The sequence below is a fragment of the Pelagicoccus mobilis genome (genome assembly GCF_016595505.1).
In the GTDB taxonomy this organism is placed as follows: Bacteria; Verrucomicrobiota; Verrucomicrobiia; order Opitutales; family Opitutaceae; genus Pelagicoccus; species Pelagicoccus mobilis.
In genome coordinates this window covers 60,191-79,127 of the sequence record NZ_JAENIL010000012.1, presented here as the reverse complement: position 1 = coordinate 79,127, position 18,937 = coordinate 60,191, and the positions used below count along the sequence as shown (strand labels likewise).

At 54.7% G+C, this 18,937-nt stretch carries 16 protein-coding genes and 1 tRNA gene; 8 read left to right on the top strand and 9 right to left on the bottom strand.

What is annotated here, in order from left to right; genetic code table 11:
- The first annotated feature begins 32 nt into the window (after window positions 1–32).
- The 5 genes from JIN87_RS08095 to JIN87_RS08075 all read left to right on the top strand — a co-directional run bounded on the left by JIN87_RS08095 (window position 33) and on the right by JIN87_RS08075 (window position 3,237).
- Window positions 33–233 (top strand): hypothetical protein, encoded by a 201-nt coding sequence (locus JIN87_RS08095; protein WP_200355038.1) that lies wholly within the window; start codon window positions 33–35, stop codon window positions 231–233.
- 45 nt (window positions 234–278) lie between these two features.
- Window positions 279–923, top strand: a complete 645-nt coding sequence (locus tag JIN87_RS08090) for a DUF6515 family protein (RefSeq protein WP_200355037.1) — start codon at window positions 279–281, stop codon at window positions 921–923.
- Window positions 924–1,229: 306 nt separating this feature from the next.
- A complete protein-coding gene (locus tag JIN87_RS08085) occupies window positions 1,230–1,712 on the top strand; it encodes a DUF3016 domain-containing protein (RefSeq protein WP_200355036.1) in 483 nt (160 codons plus the stop codon).
- Window positions 1,713–1,765: 53 nt separating this feature from the next.
- Window positions 1,766–2,467 (top strand): DUF3313 family protein, encoded by a 702-nt coding sequence (locus JIN87_RS08080; RefSeq protein WP_200355035.1) that lies wholly within the window; start codon window positions 1,766–1,768, stop codon window positions 2,465–2,467.
- A gap of 287 nt (window positions 2,468–2,754) precedes the next feature.
- The gene (locus tag JIN87_RS08075; RefSeq protein WP_200355034.1) at window positions 2,755–3,237 is read left to right on the top strand and encodes a DUF3016 domain-containing protein; all 483 of its coding nucleotides are present in this window, start codon (window positions 2,755–2,757) and stop codon (window positions 3,235–3,237) included.
- A gap of 87 nt (window positions 3,238–3,324) precedes the next feature.
- Here JIN87_RS08075 and JIN87_RS08070 read toward each other — a convergent pair whose 3' ends face one another.
- The 3 genes from JIN87_RS08070 to JIN87_RS08060 form a co-directional block, all read right to left on the bottom strand.
- Window positions 3,325–4,857 carry a sigma-54-dependent transcriptional regulator gene (locus JIN87_RS08070; protein ID WP_200355033.1) on the bottom strand — a complete coding sequence of 511 codons (1,533 nt, stop codon included), beginning with the start codon at window positions 4,855–4,857 and terminating at the stop codon, window positions 3,325–3,327.
- A gap of 4 nt (window positions 4,858–4,861) precedes the next feature.
- Window positions 4,862–7,663 carry an ATP-binding protein gene (locus tag JIN87_RS08065; RefSeq protein WP_200355032.1) on the bottom strand — a complete coding sequence of 934 codons (2,802 nt, stop codon included), beginning with the start codon at window positions 7,661–7,663 and terminating at the stop codon, window positions 4,862–4,864.
- Between the two features lie 381 nt (window positions 7,664–8,044).
- A tRNA-Asp gene (locus tag JIN87_RS08060) sits at window positions 8,045–8,121 on the bottom strand.
- Window positions 8,122–8,446: 325 nt separating this feature from the next.
- Between JIN87_RS08060 and JIN87_RS08055 the strand changes: the two genes are divergently transcribed.
- On the top strand, window positions 8,447–8,989 hold the full coding sequence (locus JIN87_RS08055) for a response regulator (RefSeq protein ID WP_200355031.1): 543 nt from the start codon (window positions 8,447–8,449) through the stop codon (window positions 8,987–8,989).
- Window positions 8,990–9,121: 132 nt separating this feature from the next.
- On the opposite strand, the gene JIN87_RS08050 is transcribed toward JIN87_RS08055, so the two are convergent.
- From JIN87_RS08050 to JIN87_RS08025, 6 genes are all read right to left on the bottom strand, one after another.
- Entirely contained in the window at window positions 9,122–9,718 is a 597-nt protein-coding gene (locus JIN87_RS08050; protein WP_200355030.1) for a DUF4410 domain-containing protein, read from the bottom strand.
- 140 nt (window positions 9,719–9,858) lie between these two features.
- Complete coding sequence (gene tpiA, locus JIN87_RS08045) at window positions 9,859–10,626, bottom strand: triose-phosphate isomerase (RefSeq protein ID WP_200355029.1); 768 nt, start codon at window positions 10,624–10,626, stop codon at window positions 9,859–9,861.
- Between the two features lie 49 nt (window positions 10,627–10,675).
- Entirely contained in the window at window positions 10,676–11,878 is a 1,203-nt protein-coding gene (locus tag JIN87_RS08040; RefSeq protein ID WP_200355028.1) for a phosphoglycerate kinase, read from the bottom strand.
- A 325-nt stretch (window positions 11,879–12,203) separates the two neighbouring features.
- The gene (gene gap, locus JIN87_RS08035; RefSeq protein WP_200355027.1) at window positions 12,204–13,226 is read right to left on the bottom strand and encodes a type I glyceraldehyde-3-phosphate dehydrogenase; all 1,023 of its coding nucleotides are present in this window, start codon (window positions 13,224–13,226) and stop codon (window positions 12,204–12,206) included.
- A 147-nt stretch (window positions 13,227–13,373) separates the two neighbouring features.
- Entirely contained in the window at window positions 13,374–15,818 is a 2,445-nt protein-coding gene (locus tag JIN87_RS08030) for an alpha-amylase family glycosyl hydrolase (RefSeq protein ID WP_200355026.1), read from the bottom strand.
- 143 nt (window positions 15,819–15,961) lie between these two features.
- Window positions 15,962–16,690 carry a hypothetical protein gene (locus tag JIN87_RS08025; protein ID WP_200355025.1) on the bottom strand — a complete coding sequence of 243 codons (729 nt, stop codon included), beginning with the start codon at window positions 16,688–16,690 and terminating at the stop codon, window positions 15,962–15,964.
- 207 nt (window positions 16,691–16,897) lie between these two features.
- Between JIN87_RS08025 and mnmA the strand changes: the two genes are divergently transcribed.
- Window positions 16,898–17,986 carry a tRNA 2-thiouridine(34) synthase MnmA gene (gene mnmA / locus JIN87_RS08020; protein ID WP_200355024.1) on the top strand — a complete coding sequence of 363 codons (1,089 nt, stop codon included), beginning with the start codon at window positions 16,898–16,900 and terminating at the stop codon, window positions 17,984–17,986.
- Between the two features lie 104 nt (window positions 17,987–18,090).
- Entirely contained in the window at window positions 18,091–18,915 is an 825-nt protein-coding gene (locus JIN87_RS29030; protein ID WP_200355088.1) for a M90 family metallopeptidase, read from the top strand.
- Window positions 18,916–18,937: the final 22 nt, after the last annotated feature.

Sequence of the window (18,937 nt, the reverse complement as noted above, 5' to 3'; positions counted from 1 at the left end):
CAAATTTTCAAAACAATCAACATACACTCAATATGAGCATTATCACTTCATCTACATCATCTATCGATCCTATCGACAGCCACAAAGAGGCAGCACACGTCTCTCCCGATCAAGTGCGCCACGAGCAAGAAATTAGCTACGGCAAACTCCTCCTCAGACGCCGACTAAGGTCAGGCCTTTCCCGACGCACTCGGTCAATGCCCGCCTCAGCGACCTTCAGCGTCCGCATCTAAAATCCATCCGGCTCGCCCGCCTGACAAAACCAACTCCCTAATCCAATGAAACAAACACTTCGCACCGCCACCCTAACGCTCGTCGCGCTGACGAGCTTCGCCACCCTTTCACAGGCCCGCAGCCACCGAAGCGCCGCGCCCGTCTACCAACAGCAAGTCCACGAGCACAGGCAAGAACGCCGTGCAGATCACAGGCAGGACTATCGTCAAGACATCCGTCAAGACCACCGCCAGGACCATCGACAGGTCAGTCGTAGCATCGATCGCCACATCCACCACGGACACCACTACCACCGTCACGGACATCACCTCAGAGTCCTCCCGCACGGACACAAGCGGGTCGTCGTCGGAGGGCGTCACCTATACTATTTTGGAGGCGTCTACTACGCTCCCGCCACAAGCGGATTCGTCGTAGTCAAAGCCCCCTTCGGAGCACGCATCCACACCCTGCCCGTCGGACACACCACCATCGTTTTCCACGGACACCGCTACTACCACTACTACGGCTCCTACTACATCAAAGTTGGCAACGAATTCGTCGTAAGCCGACCTCCAATCGGACTCACAGTCACCTACCTGCCAAGCGGTTACACAACAACCATCGTCGGAGGCGCGACCCACTACCACTTCGGGTCGATCACCTACCGCTCCGTCAACATCAACGGGCACGTGCACTATAGAGTCATCTAACACCACACTTTTAGACTAAATCACAAACAAAGGGCCGCGCACAACAGCGCGGCCCTTTCTATTTCTCAGCCCCGCCCAGTTCCGGCGCCAGAAGCTGCCCGGACGACAGCCCTTCACCCGAAACGGAAATCCGTTCCCAACACGAAATCTCGTCCCCCAAAACAAGAACAGGAAACCTTCCTAAAACCACATATAGCTATCATTCAATAACTTACAAATCCACCAACAAACTTGGCACGCACCGTGCAAATAGGAGGGCATTCAACGAAACGAATAAAAACAAAAGCCTAAAACCAACACTCGAAAATGAAAATCAAGACAGCAGCTATCACCACCATCGCAGCGCTTTCAATCGCTCTCAGCGCCAACGCAGCGGTCAGCGTCAACTTCGAAAATCCAGACAACTTCTCAGACATCAGTCTCGACTCCATCGACTCCAAAAAAGACCAGCAAATCGTCCTCAAGGATCTCGAGAAGTACATGACCCGAAAGCTCGATAAGAAGATCGGCGACCAATACATCGCCAGCGTCAACGTCACCGATGTCGACCTCGCCGGAGAAATCGAGCCCTGGAGAAGCCGCCTACAAGACGTCCGCATCGTCAAGAGCATCTACCCAGCCAGCATCGCCTTCGAATACCAAATCCTCGACCTCGACGGAAACGTAGTCGCCCAAGGCGAAGAAAACCTCCGAGACCGCAACGTGATGACCAGCATCACCCACAACTTCGAAGATTACCCATACGTAAAAGACCTCTACGACACCTGGGTACGTAAATTGAAAGTTTAACAAAGAAACCAAGTATTCAACAAAAACATACACCAAAAAACACAAAAAAACTCATGAAAAAGCTCATCCAAAACCTCACACTCTCCTGCGCAATCTTGGCATCGGCTGTCGTCGCCACCGAAGCACAGGCTAAGAAAAATGACCTACCAGAAACCACACCCGACGGACTGGTCCTCATAAAGAAAGCCAAAAACGTAGACTACGCCTACATCAAGCCAGGAGTCGACCTCAGCGCTTACGACGAGATCATCGTCCTCGAGCCATCCATCACCTTCCAGAAGCACTGGCAAAGCGATATCAACTCAGGCCGCATGATCAATCGGATCACCGATGACGACATCGAGTTCATCCAGGAAAACGCCAAGGAACTATTCCTCGAGCAATTCTCCAAGTCACTCGAGAAGAAAGGATACCCAGTCGTATTCGCCCCTGGCGACAATGTACTGCTCGTCCGTCCCGCCATCGTAGATCTCGAAATCAATGCGCCAGACGTCGACCGCACCGCCGGCATGACTCACAAGACTTACGCTGAATACGCAGGCGACGCCACGCTCATGATCGAACTCTACGACTCCGAAACCGGCGAACTTCTCGCCAGAGCAGGAGACCGCCAACGCGACTTCGGCGACGGATTCGGACGCGGCTACGAGCGCACACAGTTCACCAACATCAACGACGCAAGAAGCCTCTTCGACACTTGGGCACGCTCCCTCGCCAACGGCCTCGAACGCGTCAAGAAAGCCTCAGCTAGCTAAGCGCACACTTTCTTCATAACGATAATATCCAGTATAGCGAGCCCCGGCCAACCGCCGGGGCTTTTTCGTATCCAAAAACCAACTCCCCTCTTCAACCGAGGACCATACACCCCCGAAACGAAGATCCGCATCAAAAACGAATTCCCGCAACCCCAGCAAACAGCCCAACCAAACAGAAAACAATATACTACTGATAATCTGAAACTTACAAAACCCTTCATTCATTTGGCACACGCGATGCAATAACACAGACACACAAAAAACCAAAACCATACCCAATACTAAAAATGAAAATCAAATCAGCCATCATCTCTACCATCGCAGCCATCGCGTTCACACTCAGCGCAAATGCGGCAGTCACCATCCACTTCGAAAATCCGGACGACTTCACCGACATAAAACGCGACGACTTCAACTCCGAAAAAGACCAGCAGATTGTCCTCAACGACATCCAGAAGTACATGGTCAGGAAACTCGACAAAAAGCTCGGAGACCAATACATCGCCAGCGTCAGAGTCACCGACATCGACCTAGCAGGAGAAATCGAACCCTGGAGAATGCACCTCCAAGACGTTCGCATCGTCAAGAGCATCTACCCAGCCCGTCTCGCCTTCGACTACCAAATACTCGACCTCGACGGAAACGTAGTCGCCGAAGGCAGCGAAAAGCTCAGAGATCGCTCCATGATGCCCACAACGATGGCCCGCTTCGAAGACCACCCATACGTCAAAGACCTCTTCGACACCTGGGTACGTACTCTAAAGATTTAAGCTAAGGCACAGCAACGCCCCTCCACAAGAGCGGGCGTTTTTTTTTTGCAAGAGAGCATACCGTATCACTGCAACCGATACACATCCTCACTCACTGTCGCCAGGTTCCAACCCCAGCTTCTTTACCCGGTCACGCACAGTACTCACCGGTCTATCCAACAAAGCAGCCGCTCCCTCCGGACCGCCGATCTTCCAGTTCGCCTGTTTCATCGCTCGCAGATAAATCTTCCGCTCAAACTTATCCAGCTCGTCCAAGCCCTGAGGAGCCCCTCCCTTGTCCGGACTTCTCGAATCAATGAAATTTCCGAAGTCGATAAGCTCTCCCTTACACAGAATCACAGCGCGCTCGATGCTGTTCTGGAGCTCCCGAATGTTCCCGGGCCAACTATGCTCCAGCAAACGCTTCGCGACAGCCTCATCGAAACCAGAGATGCTCTTTCCGAATTTCCGAGAGAACTTATCCAGGAAAAAGTCGGCCAGCAATGGAATATCCGTTTTGCGCATACGCAGCGGCGGATTCTCGATCGGGAACACATTGAGTCGATAATAGAGGTCCTCACGAAATTCCCCCTTCTCCACCAACTTCGCCAAATCACGGTGAGTCGCGCAAATAATCCGCACCTTCACCTTAATCGTATCCGCCCCACCAAGACGCTCGAACTCCCCCTCCTGCAACACTCGCAAGAGCTTCACCTGCACCTCCGGCGACAGCTCGCCGATCTCGTCCAGAAACAGCGTACCGCCATCAGCAAGCTCGAATCTCCCCTTACGCTGAGCCAACGCCCCCGTAAACGAGCCCTTCTCGTGCCCAAACAATTCGCTCTCCACCAGATTCGCAGCGATCGCCCCGCAGTTGACCTTGATCAGCGGCCCCGCGCTCAAATCGCTCGCCCCGTGCACCGCTCGAGCCACCAGCTCCTTCCCGGTACCAGACTCTCCCGTGATCAACACAGTAGCATCGGTCTTCGCCACCATCTCGACCTTCTCCAAGACCTCCATCAATGCCCGGCTTTTACCAATAATCTCAGAGAAATTATGCTCCCGCTCGATCTCTTCCTGAAGATGCTCCACCTGCCCCTCCAGCTGATCCTTCAACGCCTCCACCTGCTGCAACGCCTCGCGGAGATCTGTCGTCCTCTCCGCCACCCGCTCCTCTAGCTCGGCATTCACCACCTTGAGCTGCTCCTCCGCCCGACGCCGGCACTCAACCTCCGTCTCCAGATCCTCCTGCAACTGGCGAATCCGGATATGAGTCAACACTCGAGCATTTACCTCCTCCGTCTGAAACGGCTTCGTCACATAGTCGACCGCCCCCGCCTCAAAAGCCCGCACCTTCTCCTTGGTCTCGCTCAACGCCGTCATGAAGATCACCGGAATGTCCTTGGTAGACTCATCCGCCTTCAGCTTCTCACACACCTCGAAGCCATCCATTCCCGGCATCATGACGTCCAAGAGAACGAGATCCGGAAACTCCTGGCCGATCTTTTCCAACCCGCTCTCGCCGTCCTTAGCCACCAGCACCTTGTAGCCAAGCTCTGAAAGGCTATCGAACAGTACGCCAATATTAGCCGGCGTATCGTCTACAATCATAATCGTGCCCGTAGGAGAAAACGTATCCATAATTCTATTTCAATTCATCCAAGCCTGCTTCAACCAACTCTAAAATTCCATCAAGGTCAAACTCGGCCAGCCGCGACTCGACCTCCTCGCGAAAACGCTCGTATCCACTCCCCAGAGCCTCAAGCGAGGTGCGCACTCCCTTTACATGCCCCGCCTTGGCTTCCACACGCAAAGCTTCCAGGCTTTCCCTCGGCGGAAAAACAAGCGACGCGCCCTCTGGGTGCTCCCCGTCTTCTTCCGACCGGATCCACTCCAGCTTCAACTGCTGCTCCAATACAGCCAACAGCTCGCCTCGCTTCACTGGCTTCACGAAAAAGCCAGAACACCCGGCCTCCAAGCAACTCCTCTGGCTTTCCTCCAGAACGCTCGCCGTCAACGCTACCACAGGCAAGTCCGCCCATTCCCTTCGATTCCGGATCTCGCGCGTCGCCTCCAAACCATTCATTCTCGGCATCTCTAGGTCCATGATCACCAGATTCGGCATCCGTTCCGCTAGCGTATCCAAAGCCTCCCGACCATCGCTCGCAAAAATAGCCTCGAACGAAAGCTCCTCCAACAACTCGCCCAAAACCGACCGATTCAATTCGTCATCATCGACCACCAGAACACATCGGCGTTCACCTTTGTAGCCAACGACACGCTCGTAAGCCTCACCCTTCACTTCCAACGAGCTGTCCAAATCCGCTTCCTTCGCCTTCGCCAAGACAAGCATCAAGCGAAACTCGCTCCCCTTCCCCAGCTCGCTCTCAACCAAAATATCGCCCCCCATCTGACGAGCAAGCTTACGGCTGATCGCTAAGCCAAGCCCCGTACCTTTCGCTTTCTCCCGTTCGCTGCCCGACTGAGAAAACGGTTCGAAAATATCCTCCAACGCCTCCGCTTCGATCCCCACTCCCGTATCCACGATGCGAAACACGATTCCCTCGCCCTCCGACTCCACTACCAGCCTAACGCTTCCGCTATCCGTAAACTTAATCGCATTGCCCAACAGGTTGATCAATATCTGACGCAGCAACCTTCGGTCTCCCAACAAGAACTGCGGCACCTTCTCTTCTCCCTCCAAACGCAGCACGACCCCCTTCTGCTCCGCGCTCACCCTGAGCATCGCGACCAATTCCCTCAACAACTCCAGCAGGTCGAAGCTCGCCGGTTCCGCGCTCACCTTTCCAGCTTCCAGCTTCGACAAGTTCAACACATCGTTGATCAACTCCAGCAAATGCTCGCCGCTACTCTTGATCGTCTCGACCGCCTTAGGACCCTTGCTCTGCAAATAGCTCGGACGCCCCAATAGCTGAGCGTATCCAAGAATCGCATTCAATGGAGTCCTCAGCTCATGGCTCATCGCAGCCAGAAACGCGCTCTTGGCCCGATTCGCTTCCTCCGAATCCCCCAGAGCGACCTCAAGCGCTTTCTCCGCATTGCGCGACCGCTCCACTTCCACGCTCAACTCCTGCGTCCGCTGCTCCACCTTCAACTCAAGCTCATGCCGAGCCGACTCCTCCATCGCATGCAAACGCTGCAAATTCTCCAAGGCCTCCCCACGCGCCCGATCCCGCTCAACCTGAATCAGACGCAAACGATCTGTCGCCGCGATCGCCAAGATGAAAGCTCCCAGAATAATTCCCGTATTCGCCAGAGACAGTTCAGAAAACGGATACGCCCACTCCTCGACTATTCCGACTCGAGTCAGATTCTGCATCAACCCCAAAGCAAGCGTCACCGAAAACGACAACACATAAAGCCCCGCCTCCTTCTGGCCTCGCTTCCAATACACAATCGCCAAGCCGATCAAGCACGCCGCAAACAAGGTCTCCCGCGAGGCAAACAGATACGCCGCCCACTCGCTCACAAAAACGCGATCCCCTCCAAACGCCAATCCCAGAAAAGCCCAGTTCAACAAAGCCATCCCGTTCAGTAGCCTCGACGCCTTAGCGCCAGGACGCACCCCAAGGAAGATTCTCGTGAAAGCGAAGAGAAACGCATAGGAGATCACGAAAACGAGCAAAGAAATCGTGGTAAAACGAGCAAAGCCCGCTCCCTCCCAAAACAGCCCATTGCCACTACGCACCTGCCAGCTGTTCATCAAATTAAACGCCACCAATCCAAGATACCCCAAATAGTATCCAAGAAGTGGCGACTTCAGTCGGATCGCGATCAGCCCGACAAAAAGCACTACGCTCAAAGTCGCCCCCAAGTTCAACAAGGCGAAAGAGTCGAGTCGCGCCTGAAACGCCTGCCGTTGCTCCGAACGCGACCAAAAACGGAAATTCGGATCAAAACGCCCTCGAATCGCCGCCCGAATATACAAGGAGTGCGCGCCGCCTCCCGCCTGCTCGATCAAAACCGGAAGGGCGAACCCGCCACCTTCCCACGACCTCTGAGTCCGCTCCACAGCATACCCCGTCTGGCTCACCAAACTCATCCCTTCGCCACCGCTCAAATACAACCGCAGCGAATCAACAGTCCAAACCCTACGCCCTTCATCCAGTTCGATCAGACAGCTGTCCTTAATCCAACCTGCCGGCAAACGATCTAGCGACAACCGAAACCAATACACCGAAGATGCCTCCGCTCGCCCCACCGTTTTCCAATCCCCTAGCGGACGAAACTCCAAGCCCTCGATACCTCGCCCCTCGACTCCTGCTTCCGGCTCAGCTGCGAACTCCAAATACTCCTCCAAAGGGAGCTGCAAATCCTTGAACGGCCCCAAAACGCGAACCACCGCCCCCCAATACAAGAATCCAAAGACAATTACCGCAAGCAGGGCAAAGATCGGATTCCGAAATCGAGACAAAAACAAGAGCATCGTCCCCCACTATCCACCAACAAACGCCCCACGACAAGAGCCAACTCACCCTAGCCAGCCTCTCCCAAATGACGAAACATAAAGAGTATCCACCCTAAGAAGACAACCCGACGGGCAAACGCCTATCCCGCAACAAAACGAACGGCCAGCTCCGCACACTCGTCTTAAGAATTTGGTTACAAAAAAGCCGACCTCGTGAAAGGACGGTCTTTTGCCAGCAATGGCAGGATAGAAGGGACTCGTTCAGGCGAAGCCGAAAGCGCAGTGCCAACACCCGCGGAGCCCCCTGCTGGCGGGTGGTAAACCGCGGGATCGAGTCCCGAGAGGCACTTCTGCAAACACAAAAAAACCGCCACTCGAAAGTGACGGTTTTTTCAACAATGGCGGGATAGACGGGACTCGAACCCGCGGCCTCCTGCGTGACAGGCAGGCGCTCTAACCAACTGAGCTACTACCCCGTGGTGTTGATGAGGACGCCAAAGTAGGATTCACCTTTCCCAAGTCAAGCGCGGTTTTAGATTTTTTCGGAACATTTTTTTGTCGCTCCTTTCTGCCCGATTTCCGGCCTCGTTGCTTGCCAAACAAGCGGACAAAAATTCCAAGGAAACAAAGAGCCTGAAACGCGGATCAAAGAAAAGATTAGAGAAACATAACAAATTGCCGCCTCTCCCCTAAGTAGAGAGCTTGCAAATTTTTGAATTTTTGACACATTCCCGCTCCCAAGAGCACCACATGCGCAAACGCAACCACCCAGGACAGTTAGAACTTTGGAGTAGTTACCCTGTGACGACCAGCACACAGGAAACGCTATTCACAAGCTCTCAGCTCGAAGCCCTGGCTCAAGAAGGGCCTCGCTTCACTCTGGAAAGCGAACCAGTCCCCGCTCCCACTCCCGCCAAGAAAGTCTTGGATCGGGACTTCGCCCAACGCAGGCCGCTAAAAATCCTCGTGGCCGACGACAACGAGATTAACCGCAAGATCATCCGCATCATCCTCCAAAAGCTTGGCTACAACTGTGTAGAAGCGGAAAACGGCGAAGATGCCTACCAGATGTACCAAAGCGGCGACTACGACTACATTTTCATGGATCTCGACATGCCGGAAATGGACGGCATCGAGACCACCCAGGCGATCCGCGAAGCGGAAAACGGCAGCACCCGAAAGACTGAAATCATAGCCGTCACGGCCAACGTCTCTCAGGAAACCCGCCAAAAATGCCGCCGCGTCGGCATGAACGGCTACCTCGAAAAGCCGATCACCGCCTCCGTCATCAAAGATCAGCTCCTCCGCAGCTGGCCGCGAGTGCGCACCCGACGCAAAGGATAGATCCCGAAAGTAGCTGCCCGTTGTCCCCAACGGGCATTTTTGCGTCCTTCTCCCCAGCACGCATCACGGCGCCAAACGCAAAAAAACGCTCCCCAAAACGAGAAGCGTTTGAAAAACAATCTCAGCAGCAAGCTACTCGCCCAATGCCGCAACCGTGTCGGCTCGATCCACCGATTCCTTCACCTGAGCCGCGATCTTCTTCGCACCCTGGTTCATGAAGTGCTCCACCGTCTGGCCCGCAGCAAATCCGCCCCCAAGCCCCCAGCTATTCTTGTCGATCTTGACGGAGCCAAGCATTTCGCCGCTTGCTCCATCCTTAAAGTACACGTTCGCGTCGAAATACGAACTGCCCGCACCCATTCCCACAAGAAAACGAGCCGCAGCGTTACCTTCGACATAGCGAGTGATGTCGCCTGAGATCTCCAAATAATCCCCTTCGAGCTTAGAACGCGAGATATCCTCAAAGAGATTCAGCACCCTCAACTCTGAAGCGATCTTGTCCGCGATCACCCCATTCGCCGTCGCCACCGCGTCACGGTGCATACGACGCTTCTCCTCATCCTTCTTGCCGGGGCTAGTGGCATCTTTGAAATCGAGCACCACGATGCGCGAGTACCTAACTAAGGGAGACTTCTCAGCCTCCTCCTGATTGGTTTGAATTTCGGAGACTGATCCACAGCCAACGAGGAAAAACAGGGAGAGAGATAGAACAAAACAAGGGATTTTCATATGATATACGGGTTACAACAAACTAGGTATAAACCGTAATTATCCCTAGCAATTAGATTTTACGATCCCACACAAAAAAAACGCCCTCAGCCGTAGCCGAGGGCGTTTCCACCAAATAATTCCGTTTGGTAAACGGCTGATTAGTCTGCGTTGCGTGCAGATGCGATCAGGTCGGAGAAAGACTTGCTATCGAGAGCCGCGCCACCGATGAGGCCGCCGTCGATGTCCTTCTGAGCGAGAAGCTCGTCCGCGTTGGCTGGCTTCATGGAACCGCCGTAGAGGATGCGAACCTTCTCAGCAACCGCTTCACCGTACTTGCCAGCGAGCTCAGCGCGGATCGCCGCGTGAACTTCCTGAGCCATTTCTGGAGTAGCTGTCTTGCCGGTACCGATCGCCCAAACTGGTTCGTAAGCGATAACAACCTTTGGCATATCCTCAGCGGATACGTCTTCGAGGCCGCCGAGCAGCTGAGTCTTGTTCACGTCGAGAGTCTCACCAGCTTCGCGCTGCTCAAGGGTTTCACCAATGCAGAGGATTGGCTTGAGCTCGTTCTCGAGAGCGAACTTCACCTTTTCGTTCACGAATGCATCGGACTCACCGAAGTATTCGCGACGCTCGCTGTGGCCGAGGATGACGTACTTGCCAAATACCGCACGGATCAACTCAGCAGAGATTTCACCAGTGTACGCGCCAGACGCCTTCGGGTAGAGGTTTTGCGCGCCGAGCTTAACTGCGGAGCCTTCGATAGCTGAAGAAACAGCGTCGAGAGCAACAGCAGTTGGGCAAACAACCACTTCTACAGACTCGTCCTTGGTTACGAATGCCGCGACTTCCTTCGCGAGCTCCGCACCGTCGGCCGGTGTCTTGTTCATTTTCCAGTTACCTGCGATGAGATATTTGCGGGACATGATCTAAATATTTTTTGAGTTCTGTATTATATAGAGGAGTGCTCAGCGACTACTTCTTGTCGAGAGCGTCAACACCTGGGAGGACCTTGCCTTCGAGGAATTCGAGGCTAGCTCCACCACCAGTTGACTTGAAGGAAACCTTGTCGCCGTAGCCGGATTGGTTGATCGCAGTTACGGAGTCGCCGCCACCGATGATGGTAGTTGCGTCCTGATTGTCAGCGATTGCCTTGGCGACTGCAAAAGTACCCTTGTTGCAGTCGTCGCTTTCGAAGATACCCATCGGGCCGTTCCAGAGAACAGTCTTGGAGTTAGCAACTTCGTTGCAGTAGAGCTCGGTTGTCTTTGGACCGATGTCTACGCCTTCCCAACCATCTGGGATGTTACCGTTTTCATCGGAAGCACCAATGTTGCCGGCCTGCATCGCTCCGAAATCGAAGGAATCAACAGTCACGTTGTCGATTGGGAGGAGGAGCTTAACGCCCTTCTCCGCTGCCTTGGCTTGAGTCGCCTTCGCAGTCTCGATCATGTCGTCTTCCTTGAGGGAATCGCCGACTGTCTTGCCGTTTGCGAGAGCAAATGTGTAAGCCATCGCTCCACCGATGAGGATGTTGTCCGCCTTTTCGAGGAGGGCGTCGATGACCTTGATCTTATCGGAAACCTTAGCGCCACCGAGGATAACGGTGAATGGACGCTCAGCGTTGGCAGTCTTGTCACCGAGGAATTCGAGCTCCTTCTGGATGAGGAAACCGCAAACCGCTGGCTTGAGGAATGCCGCTACGCCCGCAGTAGAAGAGTGAGCGCGGTGAGCTGTGCCGAATGCGTCGTTGATGTAGAGGTCGCCGAGCTTCGCGAAGTCCTTGGAGAGATCCTCGTCGTTCTTAGTTTCGCCTGGGTGGAAACGAACGTTTTCGAGGAGAGCCACTGAACCTGGCTCAAGAGCAGCAACCGCCTTTTCGGCAACTTCGCCGCGAGATTCTGGAACGAATACGACTGGCTGACCGAGTTCCGCGGCGAGCGCCTTAGCAACTGGCTCGAGGGAGAACTTGGCGTTTACCTCACCCTTCGGACGACCGAGGTGGCTGAGGAGCACTGCGGTGCCGCCGTTGGCAACAACGTGCTTGATAGTCGGCAATGCGCCGAGGATGCGTGTCTTGTCGGTAACTTCGCCGTCCTTGAGAGGCACGTTGAAATCGACGCGGATGAGCGCCTTCTTACCGTTGAGGTCGATGTCTTCGATGGTCTTTGTGGCCATAGTCTTTTCTAAAAGATAGGTGGGACGACTTCTCCGAAGGCGTCCTAGAATATTGAATAGAAACGAGAGCCAATCATGAATCTCGCTTTGGGAGTCGGCTAATAAATTGCTTCCGAGGAGACGAAGCGAGGTTTGAGAATAGAAATTCGGCTTTCGATTGGAGGAATACCTGGAAGGTATTTCGAAATGAGGAAACGAGTTTCTAGCTCAAACACCGCGAGTATCCGAAAGAATGAATTTCTTAGGCGTACTCCGGTAAAAAAAAGGTCCTTTGCCCAGTGCTTGGGACAAAGGACCTGTAAAGTCATAAGCTTATGGTGCTCTATTAAAGAGCAGTAACCTTCTTGAGAAGGTCTACGACACGGTTGGAGTAACCCCACTCATTGTCGTACCAGCTGACGAGCTTGAAGAACTTGTCGTTCAGACCCATGCCAGAACCTGCGTCGAAGATAGAAGACGCTGGGCAGTGGATGAAGTCAGAAGAAGCAACTTCGTCTTCGGTGTACTCGAGGATACCCTTGAGTGGACCTTCAGCAGCAGCTTCCTTCATCTTCTCACAGATTTCTTCGTAAGAAGTGGACTTAACTGTCTTAACAGTGAGGTCTACCGCAGAAACGGTTGGAGTTGGAACGCGGAACGCCATGCCAGTGAGCTTGCCAGCAACTTCTGGAAGAACGAGGCCAACAGCCTTCGCAGCACCAGTAGTGGATGGGATGATGTTCATCGCTGCAGCGCGGCCACCCTTCATGTCCTTAGGAGATGGGCCATCAACAGTCTTCTGCGTAGCAGTGTAGCTGTGAACAGTTGTCATGAGACCTTCTTCGATGCCGAAGTTGTCGAGAACAACCTTAGTGATTGGAGCCAAGCAGTTTGTTGTGCAAGAAGCGTTGGAGATCAACGTGTCTTCTGCAGTGAGAGTGTCGTCGTTAACACCGAGAACAACGGTCTTAACTGCACCCTTACCTGGAGCGGAGATGATAACCTTCTTAGCGCCAGCGTCGATGTGGCCTTGAGCCTTCTCGTCTTGTACCCAGAGACCTGTAGACTCGATAACGATGTCGATGTTGTTCTCTGCCCAAGGGAGGTTAGCTGGGATTTCGCGGAGAGCCAAGCACTTGATCTTGTGGCCGTTAACCACGAGAGTGTCTTCACCTTCTGCTTCAACTGTGCCGTTGAAACGACCCTGTGTGGAGTCGTACTTGAGGAGGTACGCGAGGTTGGACGCTGGAACGAGGTCGTTAACAGCGACTACGTCTACTTCAGTGCCGAGGAGGCCTTGGTCCACGAGCGCGCGGAATACGAGGCGGCCGATGCGGCCGAAACCATTGATAGCTACTTTTACAGCCATGGTGATCTATGTGTTGCGATATTGACGTCTATAGTGATTTCCGCGGGGCCAAAAAGCCACGCGAAGCGGGGAGTACATGCAAGGCTCATAAGAAAATCAAGAAGTTATAGTAATTGATTTTTATTCGTTCTAATTGACAAATTTCGCTCATCCGAGCTCCCAAAGCCCACAGGCCAAACGTGGCAAAAAGAGGTGCTTATCCGGCCGATTAGCCCAGGTCGCATCTTCTGGATCATGGAAGCGTTCATGGTCGGCGATTTGACGCCACGGTTTGTCGGCCCAATCCCCCAACGGAATCTCGACACCTGCCAAGCCAGGATTCGCTCCAAACAAGAATCGCCGGCTTCCCCACTCGCCCGAAGCATTGTAGACGCAAGCAAAGGCGTTGCCGCTCTCAGCTGGTAAAAACTCGAAGAAACCTTCACTCGCCCGATTGAAGTGACGCAATAGGCTCCCCTTCTCTGAAAGTCGAAATTTCACCCAATCGGAAAAATACTTCGAGCACGCCGAGTAATCGAGAGCTCGGCGGTAGTCCAACGCGTTGCGAGCCCCATCCTGATAGGTGTTGCGGACACCATTCTTCGTACCCAAGAAGTCCATACCCGAGTGCAACATCGGCATCCCGATCGACATCATCAACATAGCAGCCATCATCCGAGTCCGAGCCACGTCGCGGCGATTCGGATAGGTCCCGTCGAAATTCGCGTTTTCAGTGATATCGTCAATCCACACTCGGTCATCATGAGACTCGACGTAGTTCACCGTCTGAGCTGGCCAAGTCGCGTAGTGCCCCACCGACCCCTTCATAAAATACTTGCAGGAGTCCAGCCCTCGCTCTCCTCGAACATAGTCCTTGAGCCACTCCCGGTATCCATCATTCCAAGACGCATACCCGGTATCACGCAACTCAGGCCCGATATGCCCTCGAAAGCTCCAAGGTTCCGCGATCAAGATCAGATCTGGCCGGATCTTTTTCAATTCCCTCTCGACCTCCTTCAGCACCGGTTTACCTACCAAATCAGCAAGATCGAAGCGGAAGCCATCCACACCGTAGAACTCCACCAAATGCTTCAAGCTATCGATGATTAAACGCTTCGCCATCGGAGCCTCCGACCTCAAATCATTTCCACACCCGCTCCAGTTCGAAAGCGTTCCATCCGCCGAGGTGTGGAAGTAGTAAAGCTTGTCGAGGTACATCAGGTGAGCAGGCTCGCCCACGTGGTTATAGACAACGTCTAAAATAACAGCGAACCCCTCCTCGTGCAACGTCTTTACCAAATCGCGAAATTCCTCCACTTGCGATCCTGCGACAGGATCGGACCCGTATCCAGAATGTGGAGCGAAGTAGTTCGCCGTCATATACCCCCAATGATACTCACCATAGGTCCGGCTATCGTTCTCTTGGATCGGCTGCAGCTCGATCGCGTTTACCCCAAGCTTCTTCGGATAAAAATCATCCCGCTTCGCGTACTTCGCCAAATCTGCAAACCCAAGCGGGCGATCCTCAACACGCTCGACTCCCGGCGCCTTTTCCACGAAGTCCCGCACATGCCCTTCCAGCACCACCAGATTCTGCCATTGCGGAGATACAAACGAATGGACCAAAGGCTCAAAACTCGAATCATCCACGATGATCCCAGGCCCCTCGTGCTCCACCGCCGCCTTCGCATACGGATCAAGCACCTTGAAACTCGAGTCGAACAAGCTGTTCTCATCGTCCGGACCTTCCACGCGGTACCAATAGAAGCATCCCGTTAGATTCTCCTCCACGGTCGCTTCCCAAACAAAATCCTCGCCTCGCTTCATCAGCAGCCAACTCGCCTCCTCCGGAGCCGAAATATCGCGGAAGTAGCCAACCTTTACCCACTTCGCCCTTGGCGCGAACACTCGGAAGGTCACCGAATCGCCATCAACAATAGCCCCCAGCTCCTTCTCCGATTTGAGACTCAAGAAGAAGGTGCCTAATGAAAGCTCGGTCCGCTCCGTTCCCTTACGCGTACGGTACAACAACACGTTGGTCTCAGAAAACTCGATCGGCTTCTCCAAGGTAAATCCCAGCCGATGCCGCCCCGTCCACTTCGGACGGTAAACATAGTTCCAGTTCCCCATCCCGTCCTCCACCAAGTTCGGAGCCGTCATGTCGGGCAAAAACCAATGATGCTGATCCGTGGCGAACTTGAACTGGCAGCCGCCCTCGCACTTGAGGACCTCCATCTCCTTCCGCAAAACCAAAGCACGACGCCCGCAAACCTTTTCAGGCTTCAGCTCCCACTCGCTATCTCCGATCGCATTCTGCCACCCGTTGAAACCTCCGGCGACAAAAACGGAAACGCCCTTGTACTCGATTTTCGAATACCGGGACGGATAAAAGACAAAGACGACCTTTCCGTCATCATCCACGTAGTACCCGCTCTGTTCCGCGAACTCCTCAGCCGGCAGACTGTGCAGCGTCAGATGACCATGCCGGCGCCCCTCCAGCCGGATAGGAGGCAAGCGCGACGCTCGCCAATCCTTGTTGAGCTCTACCACCCCTCCCCTCAGGGAAGTCAGGTAAGCTTTACGAATGTGTCTGCTTTCTATCGGATTGGACATATCCAGTGTATGACGGACCTATCAACCAATCACGATCCATGCCAAAGCAAGAAAATCGCAAGCGGAAGGGATAGATTTTACCTTTTTGAAAGCCAGCGCCGCCCAACCGCGCAAAAACGCCCAGTCAACCGCCTCCCCAAAGCTCAACCCCGTCGGCTCAACGCCGCGATCAAGTCCGCCGAACGCTCGATCGCCTCCAGATAACGCTCAAACAACTCCTTCGCAGCCTCCTGGCTAAACGGCGGAAGCACATCCCCGTCCTTGATCCCCTGCAACTCCTCGAAGGCAGACAAATCGTACATCACATAGCGCGAAAGCTCCTTCACCGCCTCCCGCTTCAAAGCCGGCACGCTCACCGCATAAAACCGCAGCGACGCCTTCAGCATAATCTGGAAATTGGAAAGCGAACGCAGCATCAGGTTCACCAACGACTCGCAATCCTCCGCCGCCAGCATGTACCCCTCGCGCAGCTGAATCAGCTTCCCCTTCAACTCATGCTCCAGCTGAAAACGCAGATTCGCCTGGCTGATGGGCAGGTCCCGCAGCACGTCCCGTCCAAAGAGCACCCGGTGGTTCTCCTTTATATCTAGAAGCTCGATCGGAAAAACGTGCGACGAATTCATCAGCCGCTCCAAAGCGAACATCAGCGGCGGCGGATTCCCCATCTTCGCCCACTTACGAGAAAGCAGAGCGATCGCGTCCAGCTCCTCCACCCCCAGCTGAGTACACACCACCATGATGTTCACGTCCGAATAGCTCTCCGCCGTCTCCCCAGTAGCCGCCGACCCGAAAAGAGCGACCATCGTCAAGCGGTCGCCCAGAGCATCTTTCAACGCATCAGTAAATTCCTCGGCGGTCATCAAGGTCTTCATAGAGAGATAATTGGGGAAACCCTTACTCGCGCTTATACGCGCAAAACGCCAGCTCATAATCCCAGCCCTCAAAATTCACACTTCACACTTCCCAATTCCCACGTACCTTCCCGCAAACAAAAGGTAGCGCCCGCTGTCTGCCCGCCGTAGCTTGAAAAGCGAAGTCGGGTCCCAGCCGGCACAACACAACCAGATCCAAAAGCATCCATGTCCAAAATCCTAGTCGCCATGTCAGGAGGCGTTGATTCCGCCGTCGCCGCCCTGCTCCTCAAAGAGCAAGGCTACGACATCGAGGGCGCCTACATGAAAAACTGGATCAACGAGGACAATATCCTCGGCGACTGCCCCTGGCAGCAGGACATCGAAGACGCCGCCGCCGTGGCCGACTCCCTCGGCATCCCTTTCCGCGTCGTCAACCTCATGCACGAGTACCGATCCCGCATCGTCGACTACCTGCTCGAAGGCTACCAATCCGGCGTCACCCCCAACCCCGACGTCATGTGCAACCGCGAGATCAAGTTCGGCGTCTTCCTCGACTACGCCCTCGAAAACGGATTCTCCGAAGTCGCCACCGGCCATTACGCCCAACTCCAGGAAGAGACAGCCGACTCCCCAAGAGCCATCATCGAGGGAGCCGATCCCAACAAAGACCAAACCTACTTCCTCGCCATGATGCGACCCGACCAGGTCGCCCGCGCCCGCTTCCCCGTAGGCCATCTCCTCAAGCCTCAGCTCCGCGAGCTCGCCCAAAAACACAATCTCCCCAACGCCGCCAAAAAGGACAGCCAAGGCATCTGCTTCATCGGCAACATCAAGATGTCCGACTTCCTTCGCGAATACGTGCCCGACCGCCCCGGCCCCATCATCCGCGCCGACGACGACAAGACGCTCGGCGAACACCGCGGCCTCCACTACTTCACCATCGGACAACGCCGCGGCATCGGAGTCCCCTCCAACTCCGACAACAACTTCTACGTCGTAGTCGGAAAGGACATACAGCGAAACGCCCTGCTCGTCTCCTTCGAAGCCCCCTCCGCTCCCGGCCTCTACTCCAGCCGCTGCGAGATCTCCGGCCTCAGCTACACCGGCGAACCCTTCCCCGACGACTGCAAGATCGAGGCCAAAGTCCGCTACCGCGACCCCCGCGTCGCCATCACCTGCAAACGCATTTCACCAGAAACCATCGAAGTCATCTTCGACGAACCCCAACGCGCCCTAGCCCTCGGCCAAATCATAGCCTTCTACGACGGCCCCAAACTCCTAGGCGGCGGCATCTACACCAAAATCCAATCCTAATCATCCTCATAATCCTAATCACGATCCCCCTCCACCAAAATCAAGAGGAAGAGCAGGCGTAAGATTAAGATCCACATTTTTTCGAACTATATCCCTAAACCACCATCAACCCGACCTACATCCTCCTCTTCGTCTTCCTCGGCATCCCCGCCCTACTCTTCGGCGGCCAGTACCTCTTCGCCCGGAGGCTAAGGACGAAGAAAGAAGAAGTCCTCGCCACCGACTTCTCCGCCACTTGGGACGCCATCCTCCACCAAAACGTCCCCCTCGTAACCAAGCTCCCCAAACGCTTCCGCGAACGCCTCGAAACCAACATCAAACTCTTCCTCGCCGAAGTCAGTTTCGAAGGCCAAGGCGGAGTTGAAATCACCGACGAGATCCGCGTCACCGTCGCCGCCCAAGCCTGCCTCCTCACCGTCGGTCGCGAAAACAAACGCTACCCCCGCCTCAACAACATCATCATCTACCCCAGCGCCTTCACCGACTCCCCTCGCTCCCCCAACTTCGACCCCGACAACCCAACCTACCGCCTCGGCGAATCCTGGACCACCGGTACCGTCATCCTCGCCTGGGACTCAGCCAAACGCGGAGCCGTCAACATCCACGACGGCCACAACGTCACCCTCCACGAGTTCGCCCACCAGCTCGACCAAGAAGACGGAGTCGCCGACGGCGTCCCAATCTTCGAGCACAGATCCGCCTTCGCCGCCTGGGCCGACGTATTCACCCGCGAATACGACATCCAAGTCAAGAAAGCCACCAAAGGGCACCGCTCCGTCCTCGACCACTACGGAGCCACCAACTACGCCGAATTTTTCGCCGTCGCCACCGAAGCCTTCTTCGAGAAGCCCAAGCAACTCAAACGCAAGCGCCCAGAGGTGTACAAGATCCTAAAAAACTACTACCGCCTCGATCCCATCACCTGGTAATCCTAGTGGGAGCGTGCTTGTC